This window comes from Nakamurella sp. UYEF19, from assembly GCF_040546275.1.
Classification (GTDB): domain Bacteria; phylum Actinomycetota; class Actinomycetes; order Mycobacteriales; family Nakamurellaceae; genus Nakamurella.
In genome coordinates, this window is the sequence record NZ_JBEPNO010000008.1 from 162,661 (window position 1) to 177,494 (window position 14,834).

The 14,834-nt window shown below is 68.1% G+C and carries 15 protein-coding genes; 6 read left to right on the forward strand and 9 right to left on the reverse strand.

All coding sequences use genetic code 11. The annotated features are described in order from the left end of the window. The first annotated feature begins 17 nt into the window (after positions 1–17). Positions 18–3,365, forward strand: coding sequence for a hypothetical protein (locus ABIB25_RS13545; protein WP_354528984.1), 3,348 nt, complete (start codon positions 18–20; stop codon positions 3,363–3,365). A 46-nt stretch (positions 3,366–3,411) separates the two neighbouring features. Here ABIB25_RS13545 and ABIB25_RS13550 read toward each other — a convergent pair whose 3' ends face one another. Both ABIB25_RS13550 and ABIB25_RS13555 read right to left on the reverse strand, forming a co-directional pair. Beyond that, complete coding sequence (locus ABIB25_RS13550; RefSeq protein WP_354528985.1) at positions 3,412–3,873, reverse strand: PPOX class F420-dependent oxidoreductase; 462 nt, start codon at positions 3,871–3,873, stop codon at positions 3,412–3,414. 6 nt (positions 3,874–3,879) lie between these two features. Continuing rightward, entirely contained in the window at positions 3,880–4,587 is a 708-nt protein-coding gene (locus ABIB25_RS13555; protein ID WP_354528986.1) for an NAD(P)H-binding protein, read from the reverse strand. 81 nt (positions 4,588–4,668) lie between these two features. Here ABIB25_RS13555 and ABIB25_RS13560 point away from each other — a divergent pair, with 81 nt between their 5' ends. Next, positions 4,669–4,884 (forward strand): hypothetical protein, encoded by a 216-nt coding sequence (locus tag ABIB25_RS13560; RefSeq protein ID WP_354528987.1) that lies wholly within the window; start codon positions 4,669–4,671, stop codon positions 4,882–4,884. 99 nt (positions 4,885–4,983) lie between these two features. Further along, complete coding sequence (locus ABIB25_RS13565) at positions 4,984–5,268, forward strand: DUF427 domain-containing protein (RefSeq protein ID WP_354528988.1); 285 nt, start codon at positions 4,984–4,986, stop codon at positions 5,266–5,268. Positions 5,269–5,337: 69 nt separating this feature from the next. On the opposite strand, the gene ABIB25_RS13570 is transcribed toward ABIB25_RS13565, so the two are convergent. The 5 genes from ABIB25_RS13570 to kynA are packed head-to-tail and all read right to left on the reverse strand — an operon-like array spanning position 5,338 to position 10,526. Then, positions 5,338–6,699: a TrpB-like pyridoxal phosphate-dependent enzyme gene (locus ABIB25_RS13570; RefSeq protein ID WP_354528989.1), complete on the reverse strand. Its 1,362-nt coding sequence runs from the start codon at positions 6,697–6,699 to the stop codon at positions 5,338–5,340. Positions 6,700–6,749: 50 nt separating this feature from the next. Then, positions 6,750–7,616 (reverse strand): HNH endonuclease family protein, encoded by an 867-nt coding sequence (locus tag ABIB25_RS13575; RefSeq protein ID WP_354528990.1) that lies wholly within the window; start codon positions 7,614–7,616, stop codon positions 6,750–6,752. Positions 7,617–7,633: 17 nt separating this feature from the next. After that, positions 7,634–8,440: a PaaX family transcriptional regulator gene (locus tag ABIB25_RS13580; protein WP_354528991.1), complete on the reverse strand. Its 807-nt coding sequence runs from the start codon at positions 8,438–8,440 to the stop codon at positions 7,634–7,636. Further along, a complete protein-coding gene (locus ABIB25_RS13585; protein WP_354528992.1) occupies positions 8,437–9,657 on the reverse strand; it encodes a kynureninase in 1,221 nt (406 codons plus the stop codon). The genes ABIB25_RS13580 and ABIB25_RS13585 overlap by 4 nt, the downstream gene beginning before the upstream one ends. Beyond that, positions 9,654–10,526, reverse strand: a complete 873-nt coding sequence (gene kynA, locus ABIB25_RS13590; RefSeq protein WP_502919807.1) for a tryptophan 2,3-dioxygenase — start codon at positions 10,524–10,526, stop codon at positions 9,654–9,656. The genes ABIB25_RS13585 and kynA overlap by 4 nt, the downstream gene beginning before the upstream one ends. A 210-nt stretch (positions 10,527–10,736) precedes the next feature. On the opposite strand from kynA, the gene ABIB25_RS13595 reads away from it, so the two are divergent. Beyond that, entirely contained in the window at positions 10,737–11,168 is a 432-nt protein-coding gene (locus ABIB25_RS13595) for a PGPGW domain-containing protein (RefSeq protein ID WP_354528993.1), read from the forward strand. On the opposite strand, the gene ABIB25_RS13600 is transcribed toward ABIB25_RS13595, so the two are convergent. Continuing rightward, positions 11,136–11,645, reverse strand: a complete 510-nt coding sequence (locus ABIB25_RS13600) for a GNAT family N-acetyltransferase (protein ID WP_354528994.1) — start codon at positions 11,643–11,645, stop codon at positions 11,136–11,138. The two genes, ABIB25_RS13595 and ABIB25_RS13600, sit on opposite strands and share 33 nt — an antisense overlap. Before the next feature lie 305 nt (positions 11,646–11,950). Between ABIB25_RS13600 and ABIB25_RS13605 the strand changes: the two genes are divergently transcribed. After that, positions 11,951–12,526 carry a TerD family protein gene (locus ABIB25_RS13605; RefSeq protein ID WP_354528995.1) on the forward strand — a complete coding sequence of 192 codons (576 nt, stop codon included), beginning with the start codon at positions 11,951–11,953 and terminating at the stop codon, positions 12,524–12,526. After that, the gene (locus ABIB25_RS13610; RefSeq protein ID WP_354528996.1) at positions 12,527–13,660 is read left to right on the forward strand and encodes a DUF475 domain-containing protein; all 1,134 of its coding nucleotides are present in this window, start codon (positions 12,527–12,529) and stop codon (positions 13,658–13,660) included. 260 nt (positions 13,661–13,920) lie between these two features. On the opposite strand, the gene ABIB25_RS13615 is transcribed toward ABIB25_RS13610, so the two are convergent. Further along, a complete protein-coding gene (locus tag ABIB25_RS13615) occupies positions 13,921–14,700 on the reverse strand; it encodes a siderophore-interacting protein (RefSeq protein WP_354528997.1) in 780 nt (259 codons plus the stop codon). Positions 14,701–14,834: the final 134 nt, after the last annotated feature.

Consider the following 14,834-nt stretch of genomic DNA (forward strand, 5'->3'; position numbering starts at 1 on the left):
AGCGGCATACTCGGCGGGTGAGTACGGGTGCGGGGCGGTTGTTGGCCGAGGTCGAGGTGCTGTCGCACCACGAGCGACAGCAGCGCTTGGCACTGCTCGGCAACCGGCTGGCCGGCACCGCAGACCTGGACCAGCTACTGGCCGCGTTGTCCGGACTGGGCGCCTACCAGCGGCAGCTCGCGCTCGGCGTGGCGACCGCGGCGCGGCACCAGGGATTCGTCCAGTGGTGCCTCTGGCAGGACGAACCAGCGTTGAGCCATCGCGCGTGGAGCATCGCGCTACGTCATCGCTGGATTGGTGCGGACCTGCTGCCGAAGGTGGTCGAGCTGCCGAGATCGTTGCGAAATCTCATCTACCGCAAGCTCCGGCAGGAGGTCGCGACCGACCTGGCGGAGCTACTTCTTCCGCTGGTTCGCTCGCGCCACGGTGATCGGGAGGCGGCGACGCTGCTCCCCACCTGCTCCGCGCCGATGGTCGGCCGGCTGTTGCCGGATCTCGCCTACGCCGTCTCCAGTTGGCGGGCCATCGGCCAACGGCACCCCGAGGTGCTGCTGACCTTCCTGCGGCTGCAGATCGCAGCCCTACCCCGCGGTGTCTGGCCGTCGTTCGGAGCACGATTTGCTCCCGGAGTGGCGGCCGCCGCTGTCGAGCGGCCGGACCGGGCCTTCGACCTCCTCGAGGTCGGACTGTTCGACGGCAGCCTTCCGCCCACCATCGCCAATGCCCTGCCGCTGCTGGCCCGACGCGACCCGAGCAGGCTCCTGCGCATCCTTCTCTCCCAGCGCCGGCGCTGGGAGATCCCGGCCGGCCGGCCGCTGTGGCGGGCCATGGAGGCGCTGGATGACGGCGGTCTACAGGAATTCGCTCGACTGGTCGCTGCCGGCGGGTCGTTCCAGCAGTTCCTGCGGCAGGTTCCCGTCGCACGGCGGACGCGGATCTACCGGTCGGTGGTCGGCGTCCAGGATCTGGCGCAGGCGCACCTGTCGATCGACGTGCTCGACCTGTTGCCGGCGGCCGATCGCGTCGCGGAGGCAGAAAGGTTGCTGGCATCGCGATCCGGCAGCGAGCAACCGGTGCTGCGTCGACAACTCCGCTCCCGGTTGCCGTTCGGGTACGTGCAGGCCGAATTGTTCGAGCGCACCGCGGCACCGGAAGCAGCCGATCGGGCCGATGGCTACCGGTTGCTCCTGTCCGCCGCGGCTGCCACCCGCGATCCCGCGGTGGTGCTGGACGTCCTGCGGTCGTTGACCCGGTTGCGCCGGGATCAGGACCCGGTCCGGCTGGCGGCGATGACGACACTGGCCCACCTTCCGGCCTGGTCGTTCCCGGACGCGGCCGTCGGCGAGCTGTCCACCATCGTCGGTGATGCGTTGGCGGCACCGGATTGCTCGTCCGCGACGCGGCGGACTCTGCAGGGCCTGATCCAGCGCCTGCTGGTCGAGGGAGCCGCCCGTCAGCGACCGGCCCTGCTGCAGTTCGCGCTGGCCGAAATCGAGACGATCAGTCGGTATCAGCAGGACCTCCGATTCCCAGGGTTGCGGCGAAATCTGCCGTCGGACAGCGAGTTCGGCATTCTCGCGGTGCTGCTCCCGCGGTTGGAAGCCGACCGCCGGCGCGACGACTTCGGGGTCACGCTGGCTCTGGCCGAGGGGCTGGCTGATCGGGCCTGGACGCTGGAACCGTTGCAGCGGTTGCTGTTCGCTGCCTGTGCCAGTCAGAACGATGCCGTCGTCACCCGGGCGATCCGGCTCTACCTGGCTGATCCGCGCACGAGAGACGTCAGGGTCGAGCAGGTCTGGCGCGGTGATCCGTCGACCGTCACGATCGGGGTGGTGGCCGGCGCGATCTCCCGTCGTCGGACGGATCTGCTGACCTCGGTGCTGTCCGCCTCGTTGGCCGGGCGATTCGTCAAACCCGAAATTCGCCTGATTCCCACGTTCACCAGCGGCTTCTCGCGGTGGACCGCCGGTCAGCGGCGGGACTACGCCGGCATGGTCGACGAGTTGGCGAAGTCGGAGACACAGCCGCTGCACACGCGGGCCGCGGCCGTCCGCCGACTGGGCCGGATCCCCGGGGCCGACGCCTGGGTGCGGCCCTACCTCGCACGGGCCGAACTGACACTGCAGGAGGCCGCGATCTCGGCATTGCCCGGGGTGGAGAATCCAGGCGCGGCCCTACTGGAACTACTGGCGTTGGGCGATACCGATCTGGCCAGGGTGGCGCTTCCGGCGGTGGCCCGGGTGGCCCGTCAGGTGCGGCCGGATCAATTCGGAGTGGCCGTGCTGCCGGCCCTGTCCGGCGCCAAGATCACCCTGCGCAAGGCGGCCGTCCAGCTGGTCGTCCGGGAGCATGTACCGGCCGGATCGACTGCGCTGATCCAGGCCTGGGACCGTCCGGGCCAGCATCGGGACGTCCGACGGGCGGTGGTCTGCGGGCTGAGCGGGCGACTTGACGACCCCGGAGTCTGGCGGGTGCTGGGCGAGGCGGCCACCGATCCGGCCATCGCCTCGACCCTGCCGCAGATCCGGCTGGAGGACATCGCGGATCGGCATCGAGCCGCCATCGGCGGGTTGATCACCGTGGTCGCCGCCTCCGCGGATCGGCAGGCCGCCGTTCTTGCGTTCCATGCGTTGCCGGCCTGGAGCCGCTGGGCCCCAGAGATCCTCACGACGCTGGCCGAGGTGGTCCTCGATCTCGATCGTCCGGCCGACTGGTCGGCCGCGGCCGAGTCGCTGGTCCGGGCCTGCGCACTGACCGACGCCGGGACGGAGCTGATTCGCGTGGTCTCGGTGCTCCAGAGACCAGCCACGGTGACCGGCGGCGCGACGGCAACGGCTCGAACGGCCCCGGATCGGGACGAGCCGGCCCGGCAGCGGTTGAACACGCTGGGCGCCAACGTCATCAGCCAGGTGCGGCAGGACCCATCGATGACCGGATTGGCTCGTCGATGCGCCGACGAGCTGACCGACCCCACGCTGGAGATGCTGGCCGGCCGGCTGCGGGTCGCCGCAATCGATTGGGAAACCCTGCATCTCGCCTCCGAGCTCCATCGCGTCACCGATCCGATCACCCGACCTGCGGTGCTGGCGGCGCTCCTCCCCGCGTTGCGGACCGACCTCGCCCGGATCATCCGCCGCGGCGCGATGGTCGACGGCGCCGTCGCCGTGTTGTTGGCGGACGGCATCGGCGACCCTCACGACGAAGGCGGTTCGGCGCCGGCGCACCTGGCGTTGGCCCTCTGCTCCGTGGCCGCCGGTCAGCGCGGCTGGACGCCGGAGCGACGTGCCGTCCTGGACCGGCTCCGTCGGCATTCCGATGTCGACGTCCGGTCGGCGGCCCTGGATGTGGTGGCCGTCCCGGAGTAGCCGTTCCTGTCAGGCCGGGCGGGCCAGGCCAGGCGCGCCAGGATCGTCAGGCCAGGCGCGCCGGGAACCCGCCGGTCGCGATCGGCGACCAGTGGGTGGGCGTCAGGCGGAGCAGACACTTGCCCTGGACGACCATGGCGTGCCGGTAGTCGTCCCAGTCCGGATGCTCCCCGGCGATGCTGCGGAAGTACTCCACCAGTGGCTCGATCGCGTCGGGCAGGTCGATCACCTCACCCGTGCAGTCGATCTGGGCCCACGCGCCGCCGAAGTCGTCCGACAGCACCAGTACCGAGGCCTTGGCGACCCTGCGCAGGTTGTGCGTCTTCGCCCGTTCCGGGTAGGTGGCGATGACGATCCGCCCGACGGAATCAATCCCGCCGGCGACGGGGGAACTCTGCACCCCGCCATCTGACTTCCAGGTGGTGACGATCATGTGGTGACGTGGCCGGACGAAGTCCAGGAGCGCCTCGAGATCGACGTCGGTGTTGGTGGCGACGGTCCGGCCCATGGTTGCTCAGTTCTCCGTTGCCTCGTCGCCGTCACTGCCCGCGGCGACGGCGGCAGACACCGGCACGGCTTCTGCGACGGCGTCGGCGATGAGATGCCGCCCCGAGACCAGGTCGAGGGACATGCCGGCCGTCCGCGGCTCGTCGAGCAGCGCCACCAGCACGGCCGCGACATCCTCGCGGGACACCGAGCCGCGACCGACCCTGGTCGTCAACGTGACGTGACCAGTGCCGGCAGCGTCGGTGAGAGCGCCCGGCCGCACGACGGTCCAGTCCAGATCACGACTGCGGAGGTCGTCGTCGGCCGCCTTCTTGGCCGTCATGTACGCGGCGAAGACCGGATCGTGATCGGGCTGGGCTCCGGCGTCGGAACCGATCGCGGAGACGATCACATAACGACGAACCCCGGCGATCACGGCGGAATCGGCGAGCAGTGCGGCCGCACCACGATCGACGGTGTCCTTGCGCTCTGCCGAACTGCCCGCACCGGCACCGGCCGCGAACACTACCGCGTCCGCGCCGGTGAGGTGCTCGGCAAGTGCTGCCGCCGTGCTGTTCTCGAGATCGACAACGATCGGGAAGGCTCCGGCGGCGATGACATCCGCCTCCTGCAGCGGGTCGCGGATCAGCCCGATCGGGTGGTCTCCGCGTTCGGCCAGCAGTCTTTCGACGTGCAGAGCGATCTTTCCATGGCCACCTGCAATGACAACCTTCATCACTCCACGGTACTCACGCCCTGTTGCCCCTGCTGACCAGAGGTACCGGGGGTGAGGGTCCCGGCCCCTAGAATCACCAGCGTGACCAGCAGACAACGAGACGGCCGCCGACCGTCGGCGCCCAAGCACGACCGTGCGATCGCCATGGGGATCTGGGTCATCACCGGGTTGTTGTTCGGCTTTGCCGTCGGCGTCTTCACCGGGCATGGGTGGCTCTGGCTGGCAGTCGGGTTGCTGTTGGGTGTGGTGCTGGCCATCTGGCGGACGAAACCGGAGCAGACGATCGAGGAGGACTGACCCCGGCGGAGGCCAGGCGGTGCGGCGTAGCGTCGGGAGCGTTGTTTTGAACGACACCTGGAACCGAACGCCCACCACCCCCGATCAGAGATGAGCATCATGGCCACCGCTACCTGGAACGGATCCGTCATCGCGCAGAGTGACTCCACCGAGATGGTGGAGGGAAACCACTACTTCCCGCTCGCGTCCGTCAATCCCGACTATCTGAAGCCGTCCAAGCTGACGTCGGTCTGCCCCTGGAAGGGCACGGCATCCTACTACACGCTCGAGGTCGACGGGAAGCAGAACCCGGACGCCGCCTGGTACTACCCCACACCCAAGGACGCCGCAGCTCAGATCAAGGACCACGTCGCCTTCTGGCGCGGGGTCGTCGTCACTGACTAGCACTGACATCCCCTGACGTCCTGCAGAGTGCTCGCTATAGCGACCACTCTGCAGGACGCTGCGGGTTTCTCAGCCCGCGAGCACCGGCACGCCCGACAGCGCCGCGGCGAGGTCCACGTCTGAGAGTCCAGAGTCGACCATCGCGCCGTTGAGGTAGGCGTCGTACGCGGCGAGATCCAGCATGCCGTGCCCGCACAGCGCGGTGACGATGACCTTGTCCTCGCCGGACTCCTTGCACGCCAGTGCTTCCCGGATGGTGGCCGCGAGCGCGTGCGTCGGTTCGGGAGCCGGGACGATGCCCTCCGTCCTGGCGAACCGGAGGGCCGCCGCGAAGCACTCGGTCTGCTCGATCGAGATCGCCTCCATCAGACCGAGTTCGTAGATGTGCGAGATCAGCGGCGCCATGCCGTGATACCGAAGTCCCCCGGCGTGGATCGGGTCGGGGACGAAATCGTGCCCGAGGGTGTGCATCTTCATCAACGGCGTGAAGCCGGCGGTATCGCCGAAGTCGTAGCGGTACTCACCCCGTGTCAACGACGGGCAGGACGCCGGTTCGACGGCCCTGATCGCCGGCGACTGCCGGCCCGCCATCTTCTCCCGCAGGAACGGGAAAGCCAACCCACCGAAGTTCGACCCGCCGCCGGTGCAGCCGACCACCAGATCCGCCCCCGATTCGCCGGCCTTGGCCAGCTGCAGCAGGGCCTCCTCGCCGATGATCGTCTGGTGCAGGAGGACGTGGTTGAGCACCGAACCGAGCGCGTACTTGGTGTCCTCGCGACCGGCGGCCACCTCGACCGCCTCGGAGATGGCGATGCCCAGGGAACCGGGATGGCCCTCCGGGAACGCCCGGCCGGCGCTGGTCAACCGGGAGGGCGAGCGGTGGATCGTGCCGCCGAAGGTCTCGATGAGCGTTCGGCGGCCGGGCTTGGCGTCATAGGAGGCGCCGACCTGCCAGACCTCGCACTCCAGCCCGAACAGCGAGCAGGCGAAGGCCAGCGCGGTGCCCCACTGGCCCGCCCCGGTCTCGGTGGTCAGCTTCTTCACGCCGGCCTTGGCGTTGTAGTAGACCTGCGGCACAGCGGTATTCGGCTTGTGCGACCCGGCCGGTGAGACGCCCTCGTACTTGTAGTAGATACGCGCTGGAGTGCCGAGCGCCTTCTCCAGACGGTGCGCCCGGTACAGCGGCGACGGCCTCCACAGCCGGTAGATGTCCTGCACCTCCTCCGGGATGTCGATGTAGGAGTCGGTCGAGACCTCCTGCAGGATCAGGTCCATCGGGAAGAGTGGCGCCAGGTCGTCCGGGCCGATCGGCTGGTGGGTTCCGGGATGCAGCGGCGGAGGCGGCGGCGCCGGCAGGTCCGGGATGATGTTGTACCAGCGCGTCGGCATCTCGCTCTCGTCCAACAGGAACTTGTGCTGTAGAGCGGCCATCCGGTCCTCCTCGTCGAGAGCCCTTGCCCTGCGCAGGGTTGCCGACGAGACTACCTGCCGATGACCGGCGTGGCGGTGGTGGCGCCCGTCGGGAGGGTCTGAGCGGGACAGGTGCCGAGCACTGCCTCCACCGCGCCGCGTTCGGCGGCAGTGACCCACAGGTGATATCGCGCCTTGACGGCGATCTGCCGCGCAACGTAGGCGCATCTGAACGACTTGTCCGGTGGTAGCCACGTCGCGGCGTCGCCATCGCCCTTGCTCTGATTGGTCGGTCCGTCGACGGCCAGCAGTTCGAGTGGGTCGTTGGCCAGGTCTTGACGTTGTCCGGGAGTCAGGTTCTGCGCCCCGGTCTGCCAGGCGTCCGACAGCGCCACCACGTGGTCGATCTGGACGTCGTCGCTCGTGTTCTTGCCTCGCACGAAGGCGATGGTGCGCCCGGTGTAGGGGTCGTGGAGCGTCCCGGAGGCGGCCACACAGCCCTGGGTGCGGGCCTTGAGCATCACGCCGGTGAGATCCCGTCGGAGGATGTCATTCCTGGTGTCGCAACCGTTGTGCCCGCCGTCCACGGTGACGTCGTCGGTCCAGGTGGTCCCGAATTGCCCCCGGCTGTATCCGGTCTTCGGCGCCCGGCCCTTGATCGGGAGGGCGTGCAGCGCGGTCAGCGCGGGTCCGGAGGGTGTTGCTGCCGACGCGGTCGCTGTGGAATCGGTAGCTGCGGAGGCGGTCGAGGTGGAAGTGGTGGCCGCTGCCAAGGTGGTCGGGGCCGTCGAAGCGGCTGCCGCCGTGCTGGTCCCGGGGGTGGAGACGGTCGAGGGCGTCGTCGGCAGCCGGACGACGACGGACGTCGGGTCGGTGCACGAGACGAGGCCGGCCAGCACGAGGCAGAGCAGCCCCCGCAACGCTGCACGTGATCGCATCCTCACACCCTGTCAGATCACCCCGACAGCATCTGCGTCACGAAATCCAGGGCGGGCCCGGACCAACGGTCCCGAAGGGTGGAGAAGGTGTCGAACGCCCGCCGGCTCGGCCAGGCCTCCGGCAGCAACGCCGCCGGCAGGCCCGGATCGATCCGCGGGAACTGCCGCCAGTCGTCGACCAGCATCAGGTACTGGGCGAAAGCCGTTGCCGCCCTTCTGTCCTCGACGGCAGTGGGCCGGGATTCCCAGCGCGCCAGGAAGTCCCGGTAGAGACCCGAGAGCAGGGCTAGGTCCCACCAGGTGGCGACGTCGGCCCGATCGAGTGCCCTGGCCGCGAACCAGGTGACGTAGTCGCTAAGGCCGGCGTCAAGGACGGCGGCCCTGGTGCGGTCGGCGAGGGTGGCCGGCGCGATGCGGACCCCGGCACCCACGGTCCCGAATCCCCACCACGACAACAGCTCGCGGAGTCGGTGCCGTTCTGCCCTGGCCTCTTCCGGTACCGAGAACACTGCGAGGACCCAGCCGTCGGAGTCGGACGCCTCGCCGTACCGGAAGATCCGGGCGTCGCCGATCAGCAGGTCGGCCTCGCCTGCCGTCGTCAGAGCGTAGCCGGACCGCGCACCCCGCTTCTCCGACCGCAGTACGTCACGGGACTTCAGGCGCACCAACGCCTGTCGGACCGCCGTCGGCGACTGGTCGGCCCGGCCGAGCAGGGTGATGAGGTCGGCGACGGCGATCCAGCCACCGGCGCCCCGCAGGTACAGGCCCGCGAAGGTGAGAATCAGCGAACCGGGGCCAGCGGTGGGCTCCTCCGCTTTGATCAACGCGACAGGTCCCGGATCACGCCCATCGCATCCCACACCTCGGTGAAGCTGATCGGCAGCGGGGACAGGCCGATCCGGATCGCGTCCGGTGTGCGGAAATCCGGCAGCACACCGACGCCGGTCAACCTCGCGCACAGTTCCCGGGCGTCAGGCCTGGTGATGCTGACGTGCCCACCGCGGCGTCCGGCGTCCCGTGGTGACGCGAGCCCGAATCCCTGCGGGGTCAGCCATTCGTCGGTCAGGGCGATGACCATCTCGCCCAGGTCGACGATCTTGGCGCGGATGGCGTCGATCCCGGCCTCGGCGATGACGCGCGCACCCTCCCGGACCGCGAGAATGCCGAGTATGGAGGGTGTTCCGGAGATCATCGACGCAATGCCCTGGGCCGGAACGTATCCCTGCTCCATCTCGAAGGAGTCCTTGCGCCCCAGCCATCCCCAGATCGGCTGGTCCAGGTGTTCGTGGTGCCGTGAGTTCACGTAGCTGAACGCCGGCGCCCCGGGTCCGGCGCCGACGAACTTGTAGGTGCAGCCGACGGCGAAGTCGACCTGCCACTCGTCCAACCGGATCGGTACTCCTCCGACCGCATGGCACAGGTCCCAGACGACCAGGGCGCCGGCGGCGTGGGCGGCAGCGGTGATCGCCCCCGCATCGGCGAGATAGCCCGAGTGGTAGGCGACGTGGCTCATGGTGACCACTGCTGCGTCCTCGTCGAGGACGGCTTCGACGTCCTTGACGCTGATGCCACCCGCGTCCGACCCGGTCAGCCAGATGGTCTCCAGTCCCAGGTCTTTCACCAGTGACTCGACCACATACCTGTTGGTGGGGAAGTTGTCCCGATCGATGATCACCTTGCGGCGTCCGGGTCGGAGGTTGATCGCCGCCCGCATCGCCTTGTAGAAGTTCACGGTCGTCGAGTCGGCGATGACGGTCTGGCCGGCCGCTGACCCGAGGGCCGCCGCTGCCAACTCGTCGCCGACCGCCCCTGGCAGCTCCATCCAACCCTCGCTCCAGCCACGGATCAGCCGACCGGCCCACTGCTGGTGGACGAAGTCGGTCCAGACCTCCGCGATCGACGCCAACGGTCGACCGAGCGAGTTCCCGTCGAGATAAGCGACCACGTCAGGGGTCTGGGGTAGGTACCGATCGCGGAACGGGGCGAGGGGGTCGGCGGCGTCGAAGGCCTGTGCGTCTTCGCGGGTGGTCCTGCTGCTCATGGGTTCTGACCGATCTGGGTGCGGACGGCGTACAACTCGGGGAAGAAGGTGAGGTCGAGGGCGCGGCGCAGGAACGACACCCCGGAGGATCCGCCGGTGCCGCGCTTGAAGCCGATGATCCGCTCGACCGTCTTGAGATGACGGAATCGCCAGGTCTGGAAGGTGTCCTCGACGTCGATCAGTTCCTCGCACGTCTCGTAGACGTCCCACTGGCTCTCGGGAGCGGCGTAGATCGCGGCGAAGACGTCGACCAGTGACTGGTTCAGGGTGTGGGGGCGGCGCCAGTCCCGGGTGACGAGCTCTGCCGGGATCGGGTAACCGCGGCGGTGAAGGAACAAGAGGAACTCGTCGTACAGGCTGGGTGCGTCGAGCGCCGACTGCAGCGTCTGCTGCTGTTGGGGATGGTGGGCGAACACGGAGATCATCGCGGGATTCTTGTTGCCCAGCAGAAACTCCAGAAGCCGGTACTGCATCGACTGGAATCCTGACGACTTCCCGAGGACCCCGCGGAACTGCGCGTACTCGGTCGGCGTGAGGGTGGCCAGCACCGACCACTGGTCGGTCATCTGCTGCTGGATGTGCTTGACCAGCGCCAGCCGCTTCAGCGCCGGGCCCAGCGAGTCCTGCGAGATCAGCAGCATGGCCGACCGCAATTCGTGGACGACGAGCTTGATCCACAGCTCGGTGGTCTGGTGCTGGATGATGAACAGCATCTCGTCGTGGTGGTCCGACAGGGGTCGCTGGGCGGACAGCAGCGTGTCGAGGTGCAGGTAGCTGCCGTAGTTGAGTCCGCCGAGATCCGTCTCGATGCCCACTTCCAGCGGCCTGATGTTGGTGCTGTCGGCCGCTGACGGCTCTGACCTGTCCACCTGCTCACGCTATAGCGAGTATTTGACGAGCGTCAAGAGTACGCACTACTTTGCCCGGCGTCGCGGGCCGGTTCGGCCAGCTGGGTGACCGGATCCACCGCCATTGCGCCGGTGTGGGTCGGGGGAGTCCGTACCGTGGAGATGAGAAAGGACCATTGCGCCCGGCCGGGCGCGGCCGAGGTCCGCCGCCGCGTGTCGCAGAGGGTGCAGATGAAGAGAGCTGTTGTCGCAGTACTGGGAGTTGCGCTCCTGTTGATCGGGATCGCGCTGCTGGTGCTACCTGGTCCCGGGTTCCTGTTGATCGCGGCCGCCCTCGCGCTGCTCGCGACCCAGTTCGAGTGGGCCAAGAAACCTCTGGACTACGCATGGGACAAGGCGCAGGTCGGTATCGAGGAGGTCGGCCGTAGCAAGTTCCGCACCTCGTTGTCGGTCCTTGCCGCGTTGTCCCTGGTGGTCGTCGGCGTGCTCGATCTGACCGGCGTCAACGTGCCCTGGGTGAACGCACTCACGGCGTCGATGCTGATCCTGTCCGGGCTGATCCTCGTCGGGACCATCGTCTACGCACTGCACCGCGCGAAGAACCAGCCTGAAGCGATGACGGAGCAGTCGTCAGGCCGGCAGGGTCTTTCCGAAGCACACTGACGTCGGCGAGTCGCGGTAGGCCCCGAAGTTCGGGATGACGCGGTACCCGGCCGTCTCGTACAGGCAGATGGCCGCGGTCTGCAGTGGCCCGGTCTCCAGGACGAGGTCCGTCCAACCACCGGCCAGTGCCTGACGCTCGAGCGCCGCGAGAATCAGGCGGGAGACGCCGCGGCCCCGATGGGCCGGCCGTACGTACATCCGCTTGATCTCCGCCTGTTCACCAGTCAGCGGTCGCAGCCCGCCGCAGCCGATCGCTTCCGAATCGGCGCCGGCGACATCGACATCGGCGCCATCGGCGTAGGCGACCAGGAAGATCGCGACGTCCGACGCGGACGGTTTGATCCCGGGTTCGGCGTCACCGTCGTACACGTCCCTGAGCTCGCGTTGCTGCTCGTCGCGAAGGTCGATCGCCACCGATGCGTCCCAGTCGGCGGTGTGGATCACGATGCGCCGCGGGACGTCCGCGGAGTCCTTCATGCCGGGCATCATCGCATGGGATAGTGATCCTGTTGATCAAGTCTTTACCCGGTGAGGTCGAGTCGGGGGAAGCGGGGCGGAAAAGGTCCTCGGAGCAGGCCCTGGCATGGAAGGCTGGGACGGTGGGCGAAGCCAGCGCCGTCACCAGCTGCGTGGCCGAGGACCCGGCCAGAAAGTCGAGGGACCAGCATGAACTCCAGCACGGAACGCTCAGGACAAGACATGGGCGAGCATCGTAGCGAGGTACGAGCGAGGAGCGGAGCTCATGATGCGATGAGTGCCTGCGCGAAGAGCCAGGATTCACAGTGAGCGTGAGTCTGAGCAAGGGCGGGAACGTCTCGCTGACGAAGGCGGCGCCGAACCTGACGGCCGTGACGGTCGCCCTCGGGTGGCAGGTCAGAGCCTCGAGCGGGGCCGACTACGACCTCGACGCCAGCGCGCTGGCGCTGGGTGAGAACCACAAGATCCTGAGCGACAACCATTTCATCTTCTTCAACAACCTGCGTTCCCCTGACGGGTCGATCGAGCATCTCGGCGACAACCTCGTCGGCGGCGCGGGTGGGGATGACGAGCAGATCAACGTCGATCTGTCGGCAGTGCCGCCGAGCATCATCTCCGTCGTCTTCGCGGTGTCGATCTACGAGGCCGACCAGCGGAGGCAATCGTTCGGCCAGGTCAGGGGCGCGTTCATCCGTGTCGTCGACCGCAACACCGGGTCCGAGCTGGCCCGCTACGACCTCACCGAAGAGGCATCCACCGAGACCGCCATGGTCTTCGGCGAGCTGTACCGCTACAACGGCGAATGGAAATTCAGAGCCATCGGTCAGGGATACGCCTCTGGCCTCCGTGGAATTGCCCTCGACTTCGGAGTGAATGTATAAATGGCGACCGCTGCTGCACCTGTCCACAGTGCTACCCGGATTTTCGCCATCTCGGGGGTGATCTCGGTGGCGGCCATCATCGCCGCCTACTTCTACGGCGGGATCCAGGCCGCCGGGCTGACCCTGATCCTCGGCATCCTGGAGATCACGCTGTCCTTCGACAACGCAGTGGTCAACGCGCGGGTGCTCGAGCGGATGAGCGAGAAGTGGCAGCAGATCTTCCTGACCGTCGGGATCGTCATCGCTGTGTTCGGCATGCGGCTGGTGTTCCCGCTGCTCGTCGTGGGGATCACCGCGCACCTCAACCCGGCGGAGGCGCTGCGGCTGGCGTTCGAGAAGGGTGACGTCAGCACCCCTGGCTCCTACGGCTATCTGCTCGCCGAGGCCCACCCGCAGATCGCCGCGTTCGGTGGCATGTTCCTGCTGCTGCTGTTCCTGGACTGGCTGTTCGAGGAGCGCGAGATCACCTGGCTGTCGTGGCTGGAGAAGCCGCTGGCCAAGATCGGCAAGCTGGATGCGCTGTCCGTCATCATCGCCGGCATCGCGCTGTACGGGATCGCCGAGTTTGCCGCTGAGAAGCCCGGAACCGTGCTGGCCGCCGGCCTGCTCGGCATCCTGAGCTATCTGCTGGTCAACGGGCTCGGTGGGCTGTTCGAGAACTTCGAGGAAGGCCAGGAAGAGGCATTCGAGGAGAAGAAGCAGCACGGTGGTCCGACCCAGCTGGCCAAGGCCGCGGGCAAGGCCGGATTCTTCCTGTTCCTCTACCTCGAGGTGCTGGACGCGTCGTTCTCCTTCGACGGCGTGATCGGTGCGTTCGCCATCACCCCGGATCCGATCATCATCGCGCTGGGCCTCGGCCTGATCGGTGCGCTGTTCGTCCGTTCCCTCACGGTGTTCCTGGTCCGCAAGGGCACCCTGAACGATTACGTCTACCTTGACCACGGAGCCCATTGGGCCATCGGCGCGCTGGCCGTGATCCTGCTGGTCTCGATCGGCGTGCACGTGAATGAGGTCGTCACCGGTCTGGTCGGACTCGTCCTGATCGGCGCCGCGTTCCTGTCGAGCCTGTCCCGCAACAAGCGCGAAGGCGCCTCCTCGGAAGCCGAATCCGAGTCCGTCGACTCCACCGTCTGACCCCCGGTTCTGACGCTGACCCCGGGTTCTGCGCATACAGAAGTGCCCGGCGCATACCAATCAGCCCGAATTCGCCTCAAGAGGGCGAATTCGGACTGTTCGGTATGCGCAGGGCCGGACTGTCGGGCAGGGCCGGACGGGCGGGCGTCGGACGGGCGGCGACGCGGCGGCGGCGCTGCGGCGGGTGCCTCGGGTCAGGCGACGCCGGCGGCGCGTTCGAGCTCTTCGACCTGACGGTTCCATTCGGCTTTGCGATCCCGTCAGCCCTCCTCGGTCGCGCCGAGGCGCCAGTAGCCCGAGATCGACAGTCGCTCCTTCGGGACACCGCGCTCGACGCGGAGGACCCGCCGCAACTCCTTGACGAATCCGGCCTCCCCGTGGACGAAGGCATCGACATCGTCGGCCCCGAAATCGACCGCGGCTACCGCATCGACCAGGGCCGCACCCACCGGTCGATCCCCGGCATGAACCCAGTCGACGACGACGCCGGCCGGTGTGTCCAGCGGGAACTCCGACGAAGAGTCATGCACCTCGATCAGCACGCGGCCGACGGCACTGGCCGGCAGGGCGTCGAGCGCAGCGGCGATGGCCGGGAGGGCACTCTCGTCGCCGACGTAGAGGTGGAAGCCCGCGTCCTGCGCCGGCGCGTAGGCGCCACCAGGACCGGCGAGCAGGAGTTCGTCCCCGGCCTGTGCAGAAGCGGCCCACGGTCCGGCCACTCCCGCATCGCCGTGCACGACGAAGTCGATCGTCAGCTCTCCCGCTTCGGCGTCCCATGACCGGACGGTGTACGTGCGGACGACAGGCCAGTGCTCGGGCGGCATCTGAGCCCTGATGGCAGCGAGGTCCAGCGGCCGCGGGTAGTCGACGCCGGGCGTCAGGAAGGTGAGTTTGACGTAGGCGTCGGTCGAGCTCGAAGCCTGGAAACGGGCGAGATCGGGACCGCCCAGCACCACGCGCGTCAGGGTAGGGCTCAGCTGTCGGGTGCCTATGACCAAGGCGGCGATCGGGGCCGGTCGCGTACGTGCGGGTGCCGTCATGGGAGTACTCCTCGGATGCAGAACAATAAGTTAGGGGCACCTTACCAAATGCCGACCCGACGATTCGGCCGCCAAGCTGGCCGCCAACCCGGCCGGACCCGGCGGTCAGCAACCCAGCGGTCAGCTTCCCGGTG

Coding starts and splice junctions, on each gene's coding strand:
- ABIB25_RS13565 (WP_354528988.1), top strand. CDS start 4,984: ATGGCCACCGCTACCTGGAACGGATCCGTCATCGCGCAGAGTGACTCC.
- ABIB25_RS13555 (WP_354528986.1), bottom strand. CDS start 4,587: ATGAAGGTTGTCATTGCAGGTGGCCATGGAAAGATCGCTCTGCACGTC.
- ABIB25_RS13550 (WP_354528985.1), bottom strand. CDS start 3,873: ATGGGCCGGACCGTCGCCACCAACACCGACGTCGATCTCGAGGCGCTC.
- ABIB25_RS13595 (WP_354528993.1), top strand. CDS start 10,737: ATGAAGAGAGCTGTTGTCGCAGTACTGGGAGTTGCGCTCCTGTTGATC.
- ABIB25_RS13615 (WP_354528997.1), bottom strand. CDS start 14,700: ATGACGGCACCCGCACGTACGCGACCGGCCCCGATCGCCGCCTTGGTC.
- ABIB25_RS13610 (WP_354528996.1), top strand. CDS start 12,527: ATGGCGACCGCTGCTGCACCTGTCCACAGTGCTACCCGGATTTTCGCC.
- ABIB25_RS13600 (WP_354528994.1), bottom strand. CDS start 11,645: ATGAAGGACTCCGCGGACGTCCCGCGGCGCATCGTGATCCACACCGCC.
- ABIB25_RS13575 (WP_354528990.1), bottom strand. CDS start 7,616: ATGCGATCACGTGCAGCGTTGCGGGGGCTGCTCTGCCTCGTGCTGGCC.
- ABIB25_RS13585 (WP_354528992.1), bottom strand. CDS start 9,657: ATGAGCAGCAGGACCACCCGCGAAGACGCACAGGCCTTCGACGCCGCC.
- ABIB25_RS13570 (WP_354528989.1), bottom strand. CDS start 6,699: ATGGCCGCTCTACAGCACAAGTTCCTGTTGGACGAGAGCGAGATGCCG.